19 protein-coding genes are annotated in these 20,621 nt (G+C 59.4%); 9 read left to right on the top strand and 10 right to left on the bottom strand.

Annotated elements, in window-relative coordinates:
• Positions 1 to 30: 30 nt before the first annotated feature.
• Positions 31 to 420, top strand: coding sequence for a hypothetical protein (locus HF931_RS16160; protein WP_035552897.1), 390 nt, complete (start codon positions 31 to 33; stop codon positions 418 to 420).
• 52 nt (positions 421 to 472) lie between these two features.
• On the opposite strand, the gene queA is transcribed toward HF931_RS16160, so the two are convergent.
• The 6 genes from queA to ssb all read right to left on the bottom strand — a co-directional run bounded on the left by queA (position 473) and on the right by ssb (position 7,262).
• A complete protein-coding gene (queA, locus tag HF931_RS16165; protein WP_035552895.1) occupies positions 473 to 1,528 on the bottom strand; it encodes a tRNA preQ1(34) S-adenosylmethionine ribosyltransferase-isomerase QueA in 1,056 nt (351 codons plus the stop codon).
• A 23-nt stretch (positions 1,529 to 1,551) separates the two neighbouring features.
• A complete protein-coding gene (locus HF931_RS16170) occupies positions 1,552 to 2,454 on the bottom strand; it encodes a peptidylprolyl isomerase (RefSeq protein WP_051602747.1) in 903 nt (300 codons plus the stop codon).
• A complete protein-coding gene (gene coaD, locus HF931_RS16175; RefSeq protein ID WP_035552893.1) occupies positions 2,451 to 2,948 on the bottom strand; it encodes a pantetheine-phosphate adenylyltransferase in 498 nt (165 codons plus the stop codon). The genes HF931_RS16170 and coaD overlap by 4 nt, the downstream gene beginning before the upstream one ends.
• 44 nt (positions 2,949 to 2,992) lie before the next feature.
• On the bottom strand, positions 2,993 to 5,785 hold the full coding sequence (gene gyrA, locus HF931_RS16180; protein ID WP_035552891.1) for a DNA gyrase subunit A: 2,793 nt from the start codon (positions 5,783 to 5,785) through the stop codon (positions 2,993 to 2,995).
• A 138-nt stretch (positions 5,786 to 5,923) separates the two neighbouring features.
• A complete protein-coding gene (gene blaOXA / locus HF931_RS16185) occupies positions 5,924 to 6,778 on the bottom strand; it encodes an OXA-1090 family carbapenem-hydrolyzing class D beta-lactamase (RefSeq protein ID WP_273241099.1) in 855 nt (284 codons plus the stop codon).
• A gap of 1 nt (position 6,779) precedes the next feature.
• Positions 6,780 to 7,262 carry a single-stranded DNA-binding protein gene (ssb, locus tag HF931_RS16190; protein WP_035552888.1) on the bottom strand — a complete coding sequence of 161 codons (483 nt, stop codon included), beginning with the start codon at positions 7,260 to 7,262 and terminating at the stop codon, positions 6,780 to 6,782.
• A gap of 243 nt (positions 7,263 to 7,505) precedes the next feature.
• Here ssb and uvrA point away from each other — a divergent pair, with 243 nt between their 5' ends.
• Positions 7,506 to 10,538, top strand: coding sequence for an excinuclease ABC subunit UvrA (uvrA, locus tag HF931_RS16195; RefSeq protein ID WP_273241100.1), 3,033 nt, complete (start codon positions 7,506 to 7,508; stop codon positions 10,536 to 10,538).
• Positions 10,539 to 10,551: 13 nt separating this feature from the next.
• Here the strand turns inward: uvrA and HF931_RS16200 are convergent, their stop codons facing one another.
• From HF931_RS16200 to HF931_RS16210, 3 genes are all read right to left on the bottom strand, one after another.
• Positions 10,552 to 11,487, bottom strand: a complete 936-nt coding sequence (locus HF931_RS16200) for a hypothetical protein (protein ID WP_273013977.1) — start codon at positions 11,485 to 11,487, stop codon at positions 10,552 to 10,554.
• Positions 11,488 to 11,502: 15 nt separating this feature from the next.
• The gene (locus HF931_RS16205) at positions 11,503 to 12,453 is read right to left on the bottom strand and encodes a hypothetical protein (protein ID WP_155841889.1); all 951 of its coding nucleotides are present in this window, start codon (positions 12,451 to 12,453) and stop codon (positions 11,503 to 11,505) included.
• A 100-nt stretch (positions 12,454 to 12,553) separates the two neighbouring features.
• The gene (locus tag HF931_RS16210) at positions 12,554 to 13,357 is read right to left on the bottom strand and encodes a hypothetical protein (protein WP_273241103.1); all 804 of its coding nucleotides are present in this window, start codon (positions 13,355 to 13,357) and stop codon (positions 12,554 to 12,556) included.
• 95 nt (positions 13,358 to 13,452) lie between these two features.
• Between HF931_RS16210 and trmFO the strand changes: the two genes are divergently transcribed.
• From trmFO to HF931_RS16230, 4 genes are read left to right on the top strand one after another with little or no spacing between them, the layout of a single operon-like run.
• Positions 13,453 to 14,871, top strand: coding sequence for a methylenetetrahydrofolate--tRNA-(uracil(54)-C(5))-methyltransferase (FADH(2)-oxidizing) TrmFO (trmFO, locus tag HF931_RS16215; RefSeq protein ID WP_276912871.1), 1,419 nt, complete (start codon positions 13,453 to 13,455; stop codon positions 14,869 to 14,871).
• Positions 14,868 to 15,161, top strand: coding sequence for a hypothetical protein (locus HF931_RS16220; RefSeq protein WP_273241106.1), 294 nt, complete (start codon positions 14,868 to 14,870; stop codon positions 15,159 to 15,161). The genes trmFO and HF931_RS16220 overlap by 4 nt, the downstream gene beginning before the upstream one ends.
• Positions 15,158 to 16,138, top strand: coding sequence for an NAD-dependent epimerase/dehydratase family protein (locus tag HF931_RS16225; protein ID WP_273241108.1), 981 nt, complete (start codon positions 15,158 to 15,160; stop codon positions 16,136 to 16,138). The genes HF931_RS16220 and HF931_RS16225 overlap by 4 nt, the downstream gene beginning before the upstream one ends.
• Complete coding sequence (locus HF931_RS16230) at positions 16,135 to 16,890, top strand: 7-carboxy-7-deazaguanine synthase QueE (protein WP_273241110.1); 756 nt, start codon at positions 16,135 to 16,137, stop codon at positions 16,888 to 16,890. Before HF931_RS16225 ends, HF931_RS16230 begins: the two co-directional genes overlap by 4 nt.
• Before the next feature lie 5 nt (positions 16,891 to 16,895).
• Here HF931_RS16230 and HF931_RS16235 read toward each other — a convergent pair whose 3' ends face one another.
• On the bottom strand, positions 16,896 to 17,543 hold the full coding sequence (locus HF931_RS16235) for a squalene/phytoene synthase family protein (protein WP_162175988.1): 648 nt from the start codon (positions 17,541 to 17,543) through the stop codon (positions 16,896 to 16,898).
• Positions 17,544 to 17,608: 65 nt separating this feature from the next.
• On the opposite strand from HF931_RS16235, the gene HF931_RS16240 reads away from it, so the two are divergent.
• From HF931_RS16240 to HF931_RS16250, 3 genes are all read left to right on the top strand, one after another.
• A complete protein-coding gene (locus tag HF931_RS16240; protein WP_035552873.1) occupies positions 17,609 to 18,217 on the top strand; it encodes a superoxide dismutase in 609 nt (202 codons plus the stop codon).
• A 43-nt stretch (positions 18,218 to 18,260) separates the two neighbouring features.
• Positions 18,261 to 18,923, top strand: a complete 663-nt coding sequence (locus HF931_RS16245; protein WP_273241112.1) for a zinc ribbon domain-containing protein — start codon at positions 18,261 to 18,263, stop codon at positions 18,921 to 18,923.
• A gap of 195 nt (positions 18,924 to 19,118) precedes the next feature.
• On the top strand, positions 19,119 to 20,612 hold the full coding sequence (locus tag HF931_RS16250) for a DEAD/DEAH box helicase (protein ID WP_273241114.1): 1,494 nt from the start codon (positions 19,119 to 19,121) through the stop codon (positions 20,610 to 20,612).
• The last annotated feature ends 9 nt before the right edge of the window (positions 20,613 to 20,621 follow it).

Raw genomic sequence — 20,621 nt, forward strand, 5'->3', positions numbered from 1 at the left:
TTTTGCTGGCTAGCTGAAAGGAGTTGATCCATGTTGAACTCGGTCAAATGTATCGCCGCTACTGCGGCGTTTGGTCTCGCGACGGCGCTTGCCACTGCTCCCGCATACGCCCAGCTCGGCTTGGGTGTAGATGCCGATGTTGACCTTGGTGTGGGCGTCCGCACGGCGGATCCGCATCCTCGTCACCGGCATGAAACCTATGTCTATAATGGCTACGAATCCGGCCATTGGCACACCCGCCATGAAGTACGGCGTACCCACCGCTGGTACGCGGATTATAACGGATATGATTGCTACGAATCATTCCAGTACACGTGGGAAGATGGCGAGCGCGTCCGCCACGACACCATGTTCTGCTACAAAGAGAATGGAAAACGGTTCGAGCCGAAAGGTGTGCGTGCAACCGTTCGAATTCGCTAATTCTTGATTATTCGAGTAGTGAGGCCTCCATGCTTCAAGCATGGGGGCTTTTCTATGGCAGCAACAAACACGCATCACCGTAGGAGTAAAACCTGTATTCGGTTTCGATAGCGTGGGCGTAAGCGGCCTGCATCACATCAGTTCCCATAAGCGCGCAGACCAACATGAACAGGCTCGATCCAGGCAAATGGAAGTTTGTTACAAGAGCATCGGTCGCGCGCACAGCATCGCCCGGCTTCAGGAAAATGTCAGTTGGCCCCGTGGCGGCGCGCAGCATGCCGTCTGCATTCGCACAGCTTTCCAGTGTGCGCATGGCAGTCGTACCGACCGGCACAACGCGCCGTCCACCAGAGCGCGCCGCGTTCAGACGCTCAGCAACTTCCGGCGTCAGGCGTCGCCACTCCTCATGCAACCGGTTGGCTTCCAACTGCGCCGCCTCTAACGGCTTGAACGTACCAAGCCCCACATGCAAGCGCACCGTCTCTCGCGCGATCCCGGCCGTATCGATCTCTTCGAGCAGCCGGGGGGTAAAATGCAGTCCGGCCGTGGGCGCCGCAACTGAAGCGGCATCATCCCCTGCAAACTCCGTCTGGTAGGTTTGCCGGTCTTTAGCGTCTGCAGGGCGACGACGCGCGATGTAGGGAGGCAGAGGCATGGCCCCGTGCGCATCCAGCGCAGCCGTCAGCTCATCGCCGCTGAGCGAAAAGAGCAGCCCGATCTCGCCGCCTTCGTGGCGGCCGGTAATCTCTGCGGAAAATCCTTCAGCAAAAACAATACGGTCGCCCTCTTTCAAGCGGCGCCCCGGCCGGGCAAGCGCGCGCCATGAGCGGGCGTCAATGCGCTCAGTCAAATTCACGTCGCAGGCAACATCCTGCCCCGTCTCGTCCCTTGCCGGACGAACCCCCTTCAACGCGGCAGGCAAAACCCGCGTATCATTGAACACCATGACATCCCCGGGCGACAAAAACCGCGGAAGGTCCCGGATATGGGCATCTTCCAGCCTGCCATCTCCGTGCACGACCAGAAGGCGCGCAGAATCCTGCGGCTCAACCGGACGCAAGGCGATCCGCTCTTCCGGCAAGTCAAACTGGAATTGTGAAAGGTCCATCGGCCCCAGCCTCGGTAGTTGCCCTAATTGGCCACAACCGTCGGAACAGCCGGCAGGTCACAAACATGTGGACGGCCCGGCTCGGTAATCTGGCTGGCGAACAGGTCGCTGTCGGTGCGCATCACCCACGCCTGTGGTCGCTCGGACTCTGGCAGATCCGCCGCCACTGCGGTGGATTCCAGTGTGTCCGGGTCTTTTGCAACCACGCCATCGGTTCCGTCCGGACCTTTCTTGATCGACATGACCACATCCTGACCATCAATCACGCGGCCCCAGGCCGTGTATTCCTTATCCAGATGTTCCGCATAGCCGCGCATCAGGAAGAATTGGGAGTTGCCGGAATTCTCATCATTTCCAAGGCGCGCGGTCGACACAACGCCGGGGCAATGCGGAATCCAGCTCTGAATGGTCTCGTTGCCAAGATCCTGCGCAAGCCAGAGTGGCCGGGTCGCGACCGGAAACCCGTTGATAAAGCCGCCATCGGCATCGTCCCGGTTTCCGATTGGATAATCGAGCGGCATCTCGGCCGGGTTTCGACGGAAGGTGAACTCAGCCTCAATGTTCGGCAGGCCAGAGCCCACGCCATTGATCGCACGGATGTCACCGCCCTGGGCCATGAACCCCTCGATCACGCGATGAAACTTCGTGCCGTTATAGTCACCAGACCGGACGATTGCCGCGAACTGTTCGTAATGCTTTGGCGCAACTTCCGGAAAAGCCTCGATAAGGATGCGCCCCTTGTTCGTATTGAAGATGAACAGGCGCTCCGGGTCCACGGCGCGCCAATTCTCAGGCTCTGCCTTCGCCTGCTCCACCGTATAGGCCGCGACGGCAGTGTCGTCCGCTGGCGCTGCGCTGTCTGTAGTCTCTGCCGTTGCTGTCAGGGCGAGGGCGGAAGCGGCGAGCGCAAAAGCGGCAAACTTCATTTTTGGTACTTCTCCAAAAGTGCCCGTTTTACGTCGGGCGTTACAAATGGCGTGATGTCTCCGTCCAAGGCCGCGATTTCCTTCACGAGCCGGGAGGCGACCGCCTGATGCTTAACATCGGCCATCAGAAACACGGTTTCAATGTCGGGATTCAGTTGCTCGTTCATCGCCGTCATCTGGAATTCGTATTCGAAATCCTGAACCGCTCGCAGGCCCCGCACAATGATGTGCGCTTCACAGGCCTCAGCGAACTTCATGAGCAAGCCATGCATCGGCATAACCTTGATTTCAGCCAGTCCAGGCCCGTTCAGCTTCTCGCACTCGGAACGCACCATATCGACGCGTTCCTGCAGGCTGAACAACGGCTTCTTCGCCTCATTGACCGCCACCCCGATGATCAGCGTGTCCACCAGTTTCCGGGCCCGACCGATAATGTCGATATGGCCATTGGTGGGTGGATCGAAGGTTCCTGGGTATAGTCCGACGCGATGCACTAGCTGTCCTCCCGCTTGAGCGGCTCGTGTTTCTGGCGCGGGATTTATTCTCCCGCTGCTTCTTCGGGACCATCCATAGCGGTTTCAGCGTCTTCCACAAGCCGTGCGACAGAAACCACCCGTTCACCCTCAGCCGTGCGCAGAACCCAGACACCACCTGTGGAGCGGCCCGCAATGCGGATCTGGTCCACTGGCGTACGGATCAGCTGGCCGGCATCGGTGACGAGCATGACCTGATCACCATCATCCACCGTGAAGGATTGGGCCACTTTCTTGACCGGCCCCTGCTTCTTGTCGCGGCCCCAGATATTCTGGGCGACAAGGCCTTTACCGCCGCGTCCGGTGACGCGGTAGTCATAGGCGGAAGAACGCTTGCCCATGCCATCATCGGCAATGGTCAGGATGAACTCTTCGGCGGCACCCAGTTCAGCAATACGCTCGGCACTCAGCGCGGCCTCTGCCACGGCCTCGTCATCATCGTCAGAGACTTCTTCTTCCTCACCTGTGGCCGCGCGGCGCATGGCGGCGGCGTGCTTGAGATAAGCCCGCGCCTCTTCAGACGTAACGTCGATGTGCCGCAGAATGCCCATCGAGATGACCTCATCGCCATCCGCCAGGCGAATGCCGCGAACACCAGTTGAGTTACGGCCCGCAAACACACGCACATCCGGTACCGCGAAGCGGATACACTGGCCGAGCGCTGTGGTCAGAAGGATATCATCCTTCTCGGAGCATATCTTCACCGACACAATGCCATCGCCCTCATCGAGCTTCATGGCGATTTTTCCGTTCCGGTTTACGCGCACGAAGTCCGGCAACTTGTTGCGGCGGACGGTGCCTGAACGCGTCGCAAACATGACGTCGAGCTCGTTACGGGACTCATCATCCTCCGGCAACGGCATCACGCTCTCTATGCGCTCATCAGCGGCCAGCGGGAAGATATTCACCAGCGCCTTGCCGCGAGAGTTCGGCCCGCCCATTGGCAGGCGCCAGACCTTCTCCTTGTAGACCATGCCAGCCGACGAGAAGAACAGAACCTCGGTATGTGTCGTGGCAGAGAACACTTTCACGACGAAATCCTCGTCCTTCATGTTCATGCCGGAACGGCCCTTGCCGCCGCGATGCTGGGTTCGGTAGGTCGAGAGCGGGGTGCGCTTGACGTAGCCACCATGCGTCACGGTCACGACCATGTCTTCGACCTCGATCAGGTCTTCGTCTTCCATGTCGACGCCACCGAAGGCAAATTCGGAGCGGCGCGGTACAGCGAACTTCTCTTTCACTTCGGAAAGCTCGCCCTTGATGATGTCCATCACGCGTTGACGCGAGCGCAGGATATCCAGGAAGTCCTCGATCTTTTCGGACAGTCCCTTGGCTTCGTTGCCAATCTCATCGCGACCGAGGCCGGTGAGGCGGGAGAGTTGCAGCGCCAGGATCGCACGGGCCTGTTCGTCGGACAGAAAGATCGTATCGCCGTCACCCTTGCGAGTCCGGCGGTCTGCGATCAGGTCAAGCAACGGCCCCATGTCCATGATCGGCCAAGCTTTCTCAAGCAAGGCTTCCCGGGCAGAATTCGGATCAGGCGAGTAGCGGATGATGCGGATCACTTCGTCGATATTCGCCACAGCCATGGCAAGGCCGACAAGAACGTGCGCACGGTCGCGCGCCTTGTTCAGTTCAAACTTGGTGCGACGAACGACGACTTCCTGACGGAACGTGACAAAGCAATCGAGCACTTTGCGCAAATTCATCAGCTCTGGCCGGCCACCATTCAGCGCCAGCATATTCACGCCAAAGCTCGTCTGCATCTGGCTGAAACGGTAGAGCTGGTTCAGCACGACTTCCGCGCTGGCATCCTTTTTCAGCTCGACGACAACGCGAATACCGTTCCGGTCAGATTCGTCGCGAAGATCGGCGATACCCTCGATCCGCTTCTCGCGCACGAGTTCAGCGATCTTGGTGATCATCGCCGCCTTGTTCACTTGATACGGGATCTCGGTCACGATGATGGCCTGACGGCCATTCTTCGCTTCCTCAATATCCGTCTTGGCGCGCATGATGACGCTGCCGCGTCCGGTGGTCAGCGCCTTGCGGCTGCCGGACATGCCCATGATCAGGCCACCGGTCGGGAAATCTGGTCCCGGCACGATCTCCAGCAACGCATCTTCATCCAGCGTCGGGTCGTCGATCACGGCGAGCGTGGCGTCGATCACTTCGCCCAGATTGTGCGGCGGGATATTGGTCGCCATACCAACCGCGATGCCGCCGGCGCCGTTGACCAGAAGGTTCGGGAACTGCGCGGGCAGAACGACCGGTTCCTGCTGGGACCCGTCATAATTGTCCTGGAAATCGACCGTGTCCTTGTCGATGTCGGCGAGCAGGTAAGTCGCCTCCTTCGTCATACGGCTTTCAGTGTAACGCATGGCAGCCGGCGGATCATTGTCGATCGAGCCGAAATTGCCCTGACCATCAACCAACGTAACGCCCATGGAGAAGGGCTGCGCCATACGTACAAGCGCATCGTAGATCGCGGAGTCACCGTGCGGGTGGTAGTTACCCATCACGGCACCAACGATGTTGGCGGATTTCTTGTAGGGCTTGCTCGGCGTGTTTCCACCCACATCCATCGCGTAGAGAATACGGCGGTGAACCGGCTTCAGGCCGTCGCGCACGTCGGGCAGCGCACGGCTGACAATGACGCTCATCGCATAGTCGAGATACGAGCTTTTCAGCTCGGATTCGATAGAAATCGGCTCGATGCCGTCTGGCAGGGGCGCGCTGCCCTCACCGCCATTTTCGGGCGTTTCCGGCTCGTCCGGAGGAGTCGTTTCGTCGCTCATGGAGAATTCGTCCTGGCTGGGGTGAAACCGGCGGGAATCACCTGTTCCGATACAGCAACGACTCTAGCATCCCGTCGCTCTTGAAACAAATGCGACAGGGTCAAAATAGCAGTAATTACGGGCGAAAACGCCCTATTCCTAGGGGTCAGCAGGGGCTTCCAGCGCCCCGATCGCAATCAGCGCTTCATGCACCGCTGCGCGGCGCTTCTGCAGGGGCGGATTGTCGCCGCGCATATTCATGTTCAGCGCAAAGGCATAAGTTCCCGGCGCCTCACCGGCTGTCTGCTCCAGCCAACCGACATACCAGCCAATATCCGTCTCACCCTTCACACTCTTCCAGCCGGTCTTGCCATACAGCGTCCAGCCTTCACCGGATTTCTCCAACATGATCGGCAAGGCCTGAGTATAAGTTTCTGCGGATAGTGGCAGGGTTCGCGCGGCCAGCTTTGCCAGAAATCCGATCTGTTCGTGCGCCGAAATCTCCAGAGGGCCTTTCAGCCAATAGGTTTGGATATCGTCGGCGTCGCCGGTATTTGCATTGCCAAAATCAAATTTGGCGAGCCAGTCGCCCAGTGTCGCGCTGCCTATACGCGGCGTGATCGTCTGGTAAATCCACACTGTGGAACGCCGAAAGGCTGTCGCGAAATCCTGGCTCTCATTCCAGCCCGGCACAAACCGGACTTCGCCATCCCACTCAAACAATTCATCAGGCCCACTGACAGCGCCGGTCTCCAGCGCAATCAGCGTGTGCGGAATCTTGGATGTCGATGCCGCGACGAACCGCTCAGCGGGCCGGTCGCCGCTGCTGGTCCAAACCCTCTCGTCTTCCAGCCGATAGATCACCAGCGCCGCGACATCGGGCGACAGCGCCTGGTTTTCGAGAATGTGATCCAGATTGCCCGTCGCCGAAACGACAGGAGACTGGCAAGCGCTCAACACGACGGCAAAAGCCGCCAGCAGCAAATACGCAGGATGCCAGCCTGCCTTCGCCATTCTAGAACGGGATCTCGTCGTCCAGATCCTGGCTGAAGCTCTCCTGCGGGCCGCTCATCTGGCGCGCGCCGCCGCTCTGGCCTTGATAGCCGCCGAAATCATTGCCGGCAGACCGGCCGCCGCCGCTGTCATTGCGGCCATCCAGCATGGTCAGGGTAGAGTTGAAGCCGCGCAGCACGACTTCCGTCGTGTAGCGGTCCTGGCCATCCTTGTCCTGCCATTTGCGGGTCTCGAGCTGGCCTTCAATATAGAGCTTCGAGCCCTTCTTGATGTAATTCTGCACAACGCGAACAAGGCCTTCGCTAAAGACAGAAATGCGGTGCCACTCGGTCTTTTCCTTGCGCTCGCCCGTATTGCGATCTTTCCAGGTTTCAGATGTGGCCAGCGAAAAACTGGCGACCTGGCCGCCATTCTGGAACTGGCGGACCTCCGGGTCCTGTCCGACATTGCCGACAAGAATGACCTTGTTCACTGATCCTGCCATGGTTCCAACTCCGCTCCGATCTGTTTCGCTTTCGATTCGAATCTGCTTTTACTCTTCCCAAGGCGGCCTGTCGCCCGTGACGGTGAGATTTCCCCCGCCTTTGGCATGAAAATGCAGCGACCGCTGCATGTTCACATTTTGTTCTTGTCGTCAAGCTGGACTCAAGGCACACATAGGACCTAGCAACTATTAAGCCTGTTTCGCGTTCGAAACAGACACTGTCCCAGCCAGAGAGCTCCTGAAATGGCCGAGTCCCCCTTCATCCGCGTGCGCGGCGCCAAGGAACACAATCTGAAAAGTGTCGACGTGGACATCCCACGCGGCGAGCTTGTCGTGATGACCGGCCTGTCCGGCTCGGGCAAATCCTCGCTGGCGTTCGACACGATCTATGCCGAGGGCCAGCGCCGCTATGTGGAGAGCCTGTCGGCCTATGCGCGCCAGTTCCTGGAATTGATGCAGAAGCCCGACGTCGAGAGTATTGAAGGCCTTTCGCCGGCCATCTCCATCGAGCAGAAAACAACCAGCCGCAACCCGCGCTCCACCGTCGGCACGGTGACAGAGATTTACGACTATATGCGCCTGCTCTGGGCGCGCGTCGGCGTTCCGTATTCGCCCGCGACCGGCCTGCCCATCGAAAGCCAGACCGTCAGCCAGATGGTCGACCGCACAATGGACTTGCCGGAAGGCACGCGACTGTACTTGCTCGCGCCCATCGTCCGTGGCCGGAAAGGGGAGTATCGCAAGGAATTCGCTGAACTCCTGAAGAATGGCTATCAGCGGGTAAAAGTGGATGGCGAATTCCACGAACTTGAAAACCCACCCAAATTGGACAAGAAATTCAAGCATGACATCGACGTCGTGGTCGACCGTATCGTCGTGCGCGAAGGCATGGAGCAGCGCCTCGCAGAGAGTTTTGAAACTGCCATCGGTCTCGCCAATGGTATTGCCATCGGTGAATATGCCGATCTGGAAGAGGGCGAGACCGAACCGAAGCGCATTACCTACAGCGCCAATTTTGCCTGCCCGGTGTCCGGATTCACCATCCCGGAAATCGAACCGCGCCTGTTCTCTTTCAACAATCCCTTTGGCGCCTGCCCGACGTGCGATGGTCTTGGCGAACAGCTGAAAGTGGATGTCGGCCTGGTTGTTCCGGACAAGGATCTTGACCTGCTGAATGGCGCGATCGCGCCCTGGGCAAAATCGACTTCACCCTACCAGACGCAGACGCTGCAGGCCCTGTCGGCGCACTACCGGTTTGACCTCAAGAAGCCCTGGAACAAACTACCGGATGACATCCACCAGATGATCCTGTTCGGAACAGGCGAGGAAGAGGTCAACTTCGTCTATGATGATGGCATGCGCCGCTATGAGGTGAAGAAAACGTTCGAGGGCGTCATTCCAAACCTTGAACGCCGCTATCGCGAAACCGACAGCCAATGGGTGCGCGACGAGATCGCCAAATTCCAGGCGGCTGCACCCTGCCCGGCCTGTGGTGGCAAACGCCTGAAGCCCGAAGCGCTGGCGGTAAAGATCAACGGTCTCGACATTTCCGACACCTCGGTCTTTTCCATCAAACAGGCACATGAATGGTTCGCATCTGTCTACAAGACGCTGACCAAGCAACAGAATGAAATTGCCGGGCGCATCCTGAAAGAGATCAATGACCGGCTCGACTTCCTCAATGATGTCGGCCTCGAATACCTGACGCTCAGCCGCGCTTCGGGCACGCTGTCCGGCGGTGAAAGCCAGCGCATCCGCCTCGCCAGCCAGATTGGCTCCGGCCTGACCGGCGTGCTCTATGTTCTGGATGAGCCGAGCATTGGCCTGCATCAGCGCGACAATGATCGCTTGCTGGAAACACTGAAACGCCTGCGTGATCTTGGAAACTCCGTGATCGTTGTGGAGCATGATGAGGACGCTATTCTCACCGCCGACCATGTCATCGACATGGGCCCAGCGGCGGGTGTGCATGGCGGGCAGATCATTGCTCAGGGTACGCCGGATGAAGTCATGGCAGACGAGAAGAGTCTGACGGCTGATTATCTGAACGGCACAAAGGAAATCCCGATCCCGACGCGCCGCCCGGTCGAAAAGGCAAAGCGCAAGGTTACGCTGAAAGGCGCAACCGGGAACAATCTGAAGAATGTCACCGCCACTATCCCACTTGGCAGCTTCACCTGCATCACCGGCGTATCCGGCGGCGGCAAGTCGACGCTCATCATCGAAACACTCTACAAGGCGCTGGCCCGCAAGCTGAATGGCGCCTCCAGCCCACCCCAGCCCTATGAAAGCCTTGACGGGTTGCAACACCTCGACAAGGTCATCGACATTGACCAGAGCCCGATCGGCCGCACACCGCGTTCGAACCCGGCCACCTATACCGGCGCCTTCGGCCCGATCCGTGATTGGTTCGCGGGCCTGCCGGAAGCCAAGGCGCGTGGTTATGCACCCGGACGATTCAGCTTCAACGTAAAGGGCGGTCGCTGCGAAGCGTGCCAGGGCGACGGCGTCATCAAGATCGAGATGCACTTCCTGCCGGACGTGTATGTCACGTGCGAAACCTGCAAAGGCAAACGCTATAATCGCGAGACGCTGGAAGTCTTGTTCAAGGGCAAGTCCATCGCCGACGTGCTTGACATGACAGTCGAAGACGCCGCCAAATTCTTCTCTGCCGTGCCTGCCATTGCGACAAAGCTCGAAACGCTCAACCAGGTTGGGCTCGGCTATGTGAAGGTTGGCCAGCAGGCCACCACGCTATCAGGCGGTGAGGCTCAGCGCGTGAAACTCGCCAAGGAATTGTCCAAACGGGCAACGGGCAAGACGCTCTACATCCTCGACGAACCGACGACGGGCCTGCATTTCGAGGACGTACGCAAGCTGCTGGAAGTCCTGCACTCGCTCGTCGACACCGGCAACACGGTTGTCGTCATTGAGCACAATCTGGATGTGGTGAAGACCGCCGACTGGGTGCTGGACCTTGGTCCGGAAGGTGGTGATGGCGGTGGTGAACTCGTCGCCTCGGGCACGCCAGAAGACATTGCCGCTTGCGAGCGCAGCTGGACCGGCAAACATTTGGCCGAGACATTCCGTCGTCAGGATGAACGTCGCGCCGCCCGCAACAAGCGCCTGCGTGCCGCCGAAGCGCCCACCGCAAAGTCAAAAGCAAAACCTGCCGCAAAGCCAAAGAAGGCGACGACCAAAACGCCTGCCAAGCCAGCCGCGAAAGCAAAGAGCCCGGCCAAGCGGAAACCGCGTACGCCGAGCCCTGCCAAGTAAGTTTACGCCGCCTTTAGGCGAACGTGTCATCCATCGCGTTTGGATCTGCCCAATTCGGATCGGTCTTCGCAGCCAGTGCTGCGGGGCCGCCGAAGACATGCATCATGCCGCCTGCGAATGCCAAGTAGACCAGACCGAAGATGATCGCCGGAATGATAAACGCCGGTGAGGCGAACGCCGCCAACACAACCGCTGGATCATCCGAACCGCTCTGGAAGGCAGGCATCAGCGCCAGCATCGCCATTACCGCAAAAACCAAATACAGCGCCATGATGATTGCCATCATGATCAGCGCGAGAACAAGCCAGCTGCCGATCAGTGTCCAGACTTTACCCTTTGTGACACGCCAGGCGCTGCCGAAACGGATCTTGCGATCGCGGATCGTCATCGCGCCCGCAGGAGAGAAGCGCACCACGATCCAGATCGCCGCCACAAAATACGCGATGAACAGAACGAAAGTCAGAAGCCCCGCTATGATCGCGCCGTCACTGCCCAGGACCGCGCCAATCGTAATCGGCACAATCATCAGCAGGAACATGACGATGTAGAGCACGATTATCAGGCCCAGCCAGAACAGGCCTACCACGAATAGCCGCCCCTCGTCGCCACCGAGCTTCAAGCCAAACCCTTCGGCACGCATATACCGCCGTTGGCTGGCCGCTTCGAACAGAACCCACATCAGGATGCCGAACACGAACGAGACGAGGTATCCAAGAAGTACCCGCCCCATGTTTTCCAGCATGATCTGGTCCATCACGTCTGGGTCTTCCATCACGATGGGATTGAACGCCGCCGCATAGATTGGGGCCATCAGATAGAGGCTCAGCCCCTGAACAATGATGGCGAAAAGGGCATAAGTCAGTGCGAACTTCCACAGAAAGCCTTTCGGCCCGCCGGTTTTCTGAAAATGCCCCACGGCATTTCCAAACGAGAATTCCAATCGGTTCATCAGCTCGCCCACCCGCTAATTGAATACGTCTGCCTGCAATGCGTCGTCGACACCCCCGCGTGGGTCGTGCCGCGCGGCCAGCGCTGCTGGCCCGCCTGCCACGTGCATCAATAGGCCAGACAGGAAGAGGCGGATCAGGAAGTAAACCGCCAACACGACCAGAACGCCTCCGCTCATGAAAGCGCGCAGAAAATCCTCGCCCGTCTCGGCATCACCCAACGCAGGCGTCAGCACGCCGATCAGGCCAAACTCGAGTATTTGCTCTGCGATGCTGACCACGATGCCGCCCACGATCGTGATAATCACATAGGCTCCAAGGATCGGCCAAAACCGTCCACGCGACACGTTCCACGCATCAAGGAACCGGAACTCACGGTCCTTGATGGTCAGCGCAAAACATGGTGCCAGGCGGGTCGCGAAAAAGATGTAGACAAGAAAGAGCAGGAACCAGACGCCCAGCGCACCAAAGATCGGGCCTATGATGCTTCTCGCAATCTCGTCTTCCGATGCACCGGAATCGATCAGATCAAAGATGCCCATGATTGATCCAAAGATCATGAAAAGGGGCAACAGGGTAAAGACGGCTTGCAACACGGCCCAGCAGAAACCGACGCCCATCATGCGTAATTCATCGCCGCCAAAACCGAGCGAAAAGCCCTCATCCCGAATATAGCGACGCTGCGATGCCGATTCGAATACTGCCCAGATGACCCAACTGCCCAGCATGGCGAACACGCCCCAGCCGATGAGCGGCTCGAACGCGCCCAGAACCAGAGAGATCAAGACCCGCGGGTCGTCATCGTCAAATCCAGCCTGATCCAGCGCCTCGAATGCGGAAATCACTTCCCTCGCATCTCCGCTGGCGAGCAGCATGATGAGCAACAAGAACGCAGTGAACACGCCTGCGAACGCCGCCGAAAAGATCCACGGAAAGCTCCGCACATGCGGCGCACGGAACGCGAACATAAGCGCCCCATCAAACGAAAACCGGCTTTGCATAAGGTGTCATACCCCCCTGAACGACCATTCCGGTCGCACGATAGGGCGATTTATATGACAGGCGCAATCACTCGTGGGTTTTGATATCGGGGTGTAATTTGGACAGCGCCGCCACCGCCAGCCCATGACCTGACAACAGGAATGGCACCAGCAGAGCCATTCCGACCGCACCTGACAGGAATGAGCCAACAGCGCCGTCCCCCCACACATCCCGCAATGCCCAGTTCGCCGCCAGCGCAACAGAGAACGGCACGATGTGCGTAGCAATTCCGGCGACAGCGAGTTTCAGCGCATGCCCTTTCGTCCAGGGCCAGGTGCGAAACACAAGGGTCTGCCCGGTCGCAACCGTGGCTGATCCGACGAGCAAAAGCCTGAGCGCCATGAAGAACAACACCGCCGCGCCCGCCAGACAGGCGAGGATCAGCACGGCGCCATAGGCCGTCGGCAACATGTCCACCAGCGCGGCCTGCACCACTTCCGGCGGCGTCTCCGCATCTACATCCACCCGGCCCGAGGCCTTGAGCAGAATTCCGGGCAGGATCAACAGGAAGAAACCAATGAAGACACCGACAAACAGGAAGGCGACATAAATCGACAAATTGGCATGCGCCAGTCGCAACCTGTCGCCCGTCCGCGTCTTCAGCATCGCGCGATAGACGACCAGCGAAAACTCCACGCCGACGAAAAATACGACCAGCGCGGCGATCGCCGGCGCTGCATCGCCCATTGCAGACCCCGGCCCGATGGCGAACGTGTAGATCCCGCCCGCTACGATCAAGGCCAGCATGATGACCAGGCTGGGCCGTGCAGCTTTGGCAGCCAGTGACCAAGCCTCAGAGACGAGCGCGGGAATCGAGAGTTCACGTGTCATATCAGACTCCTTACACGCCTCTCCGCGCCCTCGCCACGGGGAATCACGGCAACCGCCATCTTGACGCCGCCGCGCTTGCCCCGCACATCCCGCGCATGAGCATCAAACCTATTCATATCATTGGCGGCGGCATGGCCGGTTCCGAAGCGGCCTGGCAGGCGGCAAATGCTGGCGTTCCCGTCATCCTGCACGAAATGCGCGGTGTCAAAGGCACCGATGCCCACCAGACCGACAAGCTGGCCGAACTCGTCTGTTCGAACTCCTTCCGCTCGGATGATCATGAATCCAACGCTGTCGGCGTGTTGCACGAAGAGATGCGCCGCGCGAACGGGCTGATCATGCACACCGCGCACGACCATCAGGTACCTGCGGGCAGCGCACTGGCCGTTGACCGGGAGGGCTTCGCCGAAGCGGTCACCGCCAAGCTGGAAGCGCATCCGAACGTCACCATCGTGCGCGAAGAGATTGATGGCATTCCGCCGGAAGACTGGGACAGCGTCATTGTCGCGACAGGACCGCTGACCTCGCTGAAGCTGGCCGAGGCCATCCATGCGCACACAGGCGAAGACGATCTCGCCTTTTTCGATGCGATTGCACCGATTGTCTATTTTGACTCCATCGACATGACCAAGGCGTGGCGCCAGAGCCGCTATGACAAGCCCGGCCCGGGAGGCGACACGGCCGCTTACATCAACTGCCCGTTGGATGAAGGCCAGTACAACGCCTTCATCGACGCACTGATCTCTGGCGAAAAGACCGAGTTCAAGGAATGGGAAAAGAACACGCCATATTTTGAAGGCTGCCTGCCCATCGAAGTCATGGCGGAGCGGGGGCGCGAAACGCTACGCTATGGCCCGATGAAACCTGTCGGCCTGACCAATCCCCACCAGCCAGACATCAAGGCGCACGCCATTGTGCAACTGCGTCAGGACAATGCCCACGGTACGCTCTGGAACATGGTCGGCTTCCAGACCAAGCTGAAATATGGCGCACAAACCGAAATCTTCCGCATGATCCCCGGACTTGAAAAAGCAGAGTTCGCGCGCCTTGGCGGCATTCACCGCAACACCTTCCTGAACTCACCAAAGCTGCTGGATGAACAACTGCGCATGAAGTCCCTCCCACGGCTTCGCTTCGCTGGTCAGGTCACCGGGGTTGAAGGCTATGTCGAAAGCGCTGGCATGGGATTGCTGGCAGGCCGGTTTGCGGCGGCTGAGCGCCTTGGCCGCCCCTTGGCACCGCCGCCGGAAACGACTGCGCTTGGCTCCCTGATCCGCCACATCACGGGCGGACACCTCGAAGGCAAGGCGACTTTCCAGCCAATGAACGTGAATTTCGGCCTGTTTCCTGACATCACCGAATTTCCGAAACATGGGCCAGATGGCAAACGCCTGCGTGGCAAGGACAAAGGCCGCGCCAAGAAACGCGCCATGGCCGCCCGCGCGCTCAGCGATTTCGATGCCTGGCTCACGAAACAATCCGACTTGCTTGAAGCGACAGGAACGCTCACGTGACAATGATCGAGTGCGACAAACATGGACCCAATGAGGCGACCTTTGTCTGTTCGCACATTCTCGAAACACTCCGAACAAAAACGCCTCGAGGTTTCAATTGGGATTTTGACGAGGAAGGCGGCATCCAAGCATTCTGCGATTCCTGCTGGAACGCGACCGATGAGGAATGGCTCGAAATCAGCGCCGACACCTGCCGCATGATCTGCCTCGGTTGCCTCAAAGACGCGGCGGCGATCAACGGCTTCGAATTTGATCCGGAGCCTTACCGCAACGCCGAAGGCAAAGCATGAGAGTCCTGCTGACCGGATCGACCGGCTGGCTGGGCCGCCATCTTGCCCCGCGCCTTGCCGCGCTCGGCCATGAGGTCACGGGCCTCGACGTCGCCCCCGGCCCGCACACGCAGGTGATCGGCAGCGTCGCCAGCCGCACCACGGTCGACCGCGTCTTCGCGGATCACAGCATCGAATCCGTCATCCATGCGGGCGCCCTGCACAAGCCGGACATTTCCCGCTTCCCCGCGCAGGCCTTCATAGACACCAATGTCACCGGCACGCTGAACCTGCTCGAAGCCGCCGTCGCGGCGGGGCATGACCGGTTCGTGATGACGTCCACAACGTCGCTGATGATCTCGCAGGCCATCCGCGATGAGGTGTCGGACCACGCCATCTGGCTCGACGAGGCCCACGCCCCGCTGCAACCGCGCAACATCTATGCTGTCACCAAACTGGCCGCCGAGAATCTTTGCCGCCAGATGCAAGGCGAGACCGGCATGGGCGTGATCGTGCTGCGCACCTCCCGCTTCTTCCCTGAAGATGACGACACGCATGACCACCCGCCCGCCGATAATCTGAAGGCAAACGAGTTCCTTCATCGCCGCCTGACGGTGGAGGATGCCGCCGATGCCCATATTGCCGCGCTGGAGAAGGCCCCGGAGATCGGTTTCGGCGTCTATATCGCGTCCGCGCCGACGCCCTTCCAGCGATCCGACTGCGCCGGACTGAAGCGCGATGCCGCCGCCGTCATCCGGCACTACTTCCCGGAGGCGGACGCGCTCTATGCGGCGCGTGGCTGGATACTGCCGGACACAATCGGGCGGGTGTATGATGCCTCCCGCACGGAACAAGACCTCGGCTTCCGCCCGGCGACAGATTTTGGCAGTGTCCTCTCCGCCCTGAAGACCGGCGCGCCGCTGCCTTTCCAGCACGACAGCGGCTACGTCTCGCCCAGCACGCTCGGCGCGGCGCTTGTCTCGGAGGACTGCGCATGAGGCTGGCCGTTACCGACCCCGGCGTGCCCGAAATATTTCTTTCGCTGCAGGGCGAGGGTGTCTCGGCTGGCAAGCCGAGCGTGTTTGTGCGCTTCTCCCAGTGCAACCTTCACTGTGCCTGGTGCGATACGGCCTATACCTGGAATTTTCAGGGAACGGAGTTTGTTCATCGTGATGACGCGCTCGGTGCACCGCGGAAGTTTGATCGCGCCGCCGAAACGGTCGATGTATCCGTTGAAACGCTTGTTGCGCGCCTGATCGAGCAGTCCTGTCGTCGCATCATCTTTACTGGCGGCGAACCTCTGCTGCAGCAGCGCGACTTGGGTGTGCTGATCCAACGGTTGAAGGCGACGGATCCAGACTTCTACATCGAGATTGAAACAAATGGGTCGATCAAACCGGCCGGGCTCGCGGCAGAGCTGATTGATCAGTTCAACGTTTCTCCCAAACTTGCCCATTCCGGCAACGCGGCCGCCATCCGCCTGAAACCGGACGTGCTGGCCTTCTATGCCGCTGACCCGCGTGCGAATTTCAAGATTGTCGTCGCTGACCCATCAGACCTCGAAGAAGTCCATGAATTGGTTTCAAGTTCCGGCATGCCACCCGCGCGAGTCTGGCTGATGCCGGAAGGCCGGACGCCGCAAGAATTGCGGTCGCGCGAACGCTGGTTGGCGGAGGCTTGTCTCAAGGCCGGCTACAATTTCACCGACCGCCTGCACATCCATCTCTACGGAGATACGCGCGGTACTTAGGCGCGCTAAACCTTCCCGCTGCGGATTGCCTGCAGAACGCTAAGGCGCTTTTGAAGCGGGTTCGGTGTCTTGCCTTCGATGTAGAATTTACGCAGGCGAAAGTGCGCAATCGCGGGCCGGATGGGCTTCGGTGCAGGCGTAAGGATTGGACCGAACGCCTTCGAGTCCGAACGGCGCGCGGCAGAAAAATAGGGCGCCACGTCGCGAATCTCCTCGGCCCAGTCATGTATCGGCGTTAGCACATTTGCCGCCGTCAGGGCGAGCCACGCCTCGGGCTCAAGCGAGCGGTCTTCGGCCTCGAACGCGCCTTGATAGCCATCGATCAGCTTGTGCAGCGCACCCGGCTTCAGACGCCCTGCGTCGATCTCTTCCTTGAGCGCCTTTGCCACATCGTGCTCGCGCACCTTGCCCGCTTCGATCTCTGAAACGGCATCGCGCCACCATTGGAACCGGATCAGTCCCAATCCCTCTTCGGTGACCACCAGACGCACCCGCGCCAGCTCATAGGCCAGCGCATAAAGCGCGATCAGCGCGCGGCGTTCACTTGCCCCGGCATAACGGCTTGAAATCCAGCGATCCTCGTCTGCCCGAAGGATCCGCTTGTCGATTGCGGCCCATTGAGTTTCCGAAAGAGGGTTGGTCGGGTTTGACATGCAACCCATATGTGGGAAGACGCGTAATTAGGCCAGATACTTTGCTGCAAGAAAGGACGCCCAAAATGGCATTTTCCCTCCCTGATCTCCCTTATGAGCGCGACGCCCTGGCGCCGCACATCTCCGAGGAGACCTTGAACTTTCACCACGGCAAGCACCACGCTGCCTATGTCAACAACCTCAACGGCCTGATCGAAGGCACAGACCTCGAAAACGAGTCTCTGGAATCGATCATCAAGACCGCCGCTGCTGATAGCGGCAAGGCAGGCCTGTTCAACAACGCTGCCCAGGTCTGGAACCACACCTTTTATTGGCACTGCATGAAGCCATCTGGCGGCGGCAAACCGCACGGCAAAGTGGCAGAGCTGATTGACCGCGATCTCGGCGGCTACGACCAGTTCGTGAAAGACTTCAAGGCAGCAGGCGGTGGCCAGTTCGGCTCTGGCTGGGCCTGGCTCGTTTACAAGGATGGCAAACTGCACATCACCAAGACACCAAACGCCGAAACGCCAGTCACCGATATGGGCGCAACGCCAGTCCTGACCATGGATGTCTGGGAGCACGCCTACTATCTCGACTACCAGAACAGCCGTCCGAACTATATGGACAGCTTCATCAACAATCTCATCAACTGGGATTTCGTGAACCAGAATCTCGCTGACGCGGGCGCCTGATTCGGGCTATGGTCCCTTCGTCATATGGACGAGGGGACCGCCCATGTATTGCACGAATTGCGGACAGAAGCTCGGGGATGGCCACCGCTTCTGCGCCCATTGCGGAACGGAAGCTGCTGCAAATGCTTCGCCCGCCACACCGCCATCCATTCCACCGCAAACAATTGACCCAAGCCTAGACTGGCGCAGCTCCATGAATGTTGGAGAGATCGTCAATCACCCTGACGTACGCGCTCGCATCGTTCGGGTCACAGGGGCTACGCCGCAGGGCATGACCGCCGAGCAATTCTTCAAATATGCCGAGCCCGTCATGGCTGCTGCAGGCGCCGGGGGAATTCCGCTGGGAGCGATCAAGGACATTGCCCTGCCCATGTACGCGCGCATGGGCCTGAAGATGAACCGGGAGATGTCACAGGGGTTTCGGAACACGTTTGGCGAGACCCTCGCAGCCGTCCTTTGCTCCCTCGCCAGCCGCAGCCAACCCTTGGTCGATATTTCCGAAGCAGGGGACGGATGCATCCTGAATACGAAAATGGCGTCTTCCATCCTGTCCTGGGAAGGCAACATGATCGTGACGCTGGAACGCCAGAGCGAAGGCACCTTGTTGAAGGCGACCATCACCGTGCCCGGACAGGCATTTGACTGGGGGCGCTCGAAGCGCGTGCTGCAGGATCTGATCGACGACGTGAAACGCTATCGGGATTGATGCTCTCCACGCGCAAAGCCCCGCTGGCGTCGCCCTCTTCCATTTATCCACAATTTAGCTTATGTGCAGCGCAACACGACGCTCCGGGCAATGGATTCGCCCGGCCCGCCGAATGCGCACTAAGGCGCTGGACGCGGGAAATGCGGCCATCAAGGCCGCCGGGTTAGATTAGAAACCATTCTAGGAACGAACACATTGACTGAAGTTACATTTGCCGACCTTGGCCTCGGCCCCAACATTCTCAAAGCCGTTACCGAATCCGGCTACACGCACCCTACCCCAATTCAGGCTGAAGCCATCCCGCATGTGATTGGCGGCGGCGACGTTACCGGCGTAGCGCAGACCGGCACCGGCAAGACCGCAGCCTTCGTGCTGCCGATGATCCACCGCCTCGCCCGCGGTCGCGCCCGTGCACGTATGCCGCGCTGCCTGATCCTTTGCCCGACCCGCGAACTGGCCGCTCAGGTGGCGGAGCAATTCGAAAAATACGGCAAATACCTCAAGCTCAGCATGGCACTTCTGATTGGTGGCGTCAGCTTCAAGGAACAGGAAGCCCTGCTCCAGCGCGGCGTTGACGTTCTGATCGCGACACCGGGCCGCCTGATCGACCAGTTCGAGCGCGGTAAGCTGCTTCTCATGGGCGTCGATTACCTGATCATTGATGAAGCCGACCGCATGCTGGACATGGGCTTCATTCCAGACATCGAAAAAATCTGCGCTCTGCTCCCTCCACGCCGCCAGACCCTGCTTTTCTCCGCAACGATGCCGCCAGAAATCGCCGGCCTTGCAAAGAAATTCCAGAAAGACCCAAAAAAGATCGAAGTGTCCCGTCCGGCACAAACAGCCGAGACGATCAAACAGTACGTAGTCAAACTTCCTAATGATAGCGCGAAGGCGAAGCGAACTGCGCTGCGCCGCGTGATTGAGACTTGTGACGTGAACAACGGCATTGTCTTCTGCAACCGCAAGGTCGAAGTGGACATCGTGGCTGCATCGCTCTCCAAGCATGGTCACGACGCCGCCGCCATTCATGGCGACCTGCCGCAGGCGGTACGTAGCGAAGTGCTTCAGAAATTCCGTGATGGCGAATTGAAACTGCTGGTCGGTTCAGACGTAGCCGCGCGGGGACTGGACATTCCGGATGTCTCCCACGTCTTCAACTATGCTCCACCGCCAAAAGACGAAGACTATGTGCACCGCATCGGTCGCACAGGCCGCGCTGGACGCAAGGGTGAGGCGTACACGCTCGTCTCCCCGGATGATACAAAATCGTGGGGCTTCGTCCTGAAGATGATCCAGCAGGACGTCGAAGAGTTCATGCCGGAAGGCCTGCTCGAAGAGATCGAAAACCTGCCACCGGAAGAAAGTCGTGGCCGGGGCCGCAATCGTCGCGGTGGACGCGATGACAAACCTCGCGGCGACCGTTCGCGCAGTCGCCGCCGCGATGAAAACACCGATCGCGTTGAAGAGGTTGCTCCGACAGAAGCCACTGAAGAAAAGGCCAAGTCCGAACCGAAACCGGAGCGCAAGAAAGAAGAGCGCTCAGAGGACAAACCAAAGCGTGAGCGCGCCTCAAAGCCAAAGCGCGAAAAAGATCGCAAGCGCAAGGATGATGATTTGATCCTGGAGCCTGCGCCCGATCGCGTCAAAGGCTTTGGCGACGATATCCCGGCCTTCCTGAAGCGGTAGAGCCGGAAT

This window comes from Hyphomonas atlantica corrig. (assembly GCF_017795365.1).
GTDB lineage: Bacteria > Pseudomonadota > Alphaproteobacteria > Caulobacterales > Hyphomonadaceae > Hyphomonas > Hyphomonas atlantica.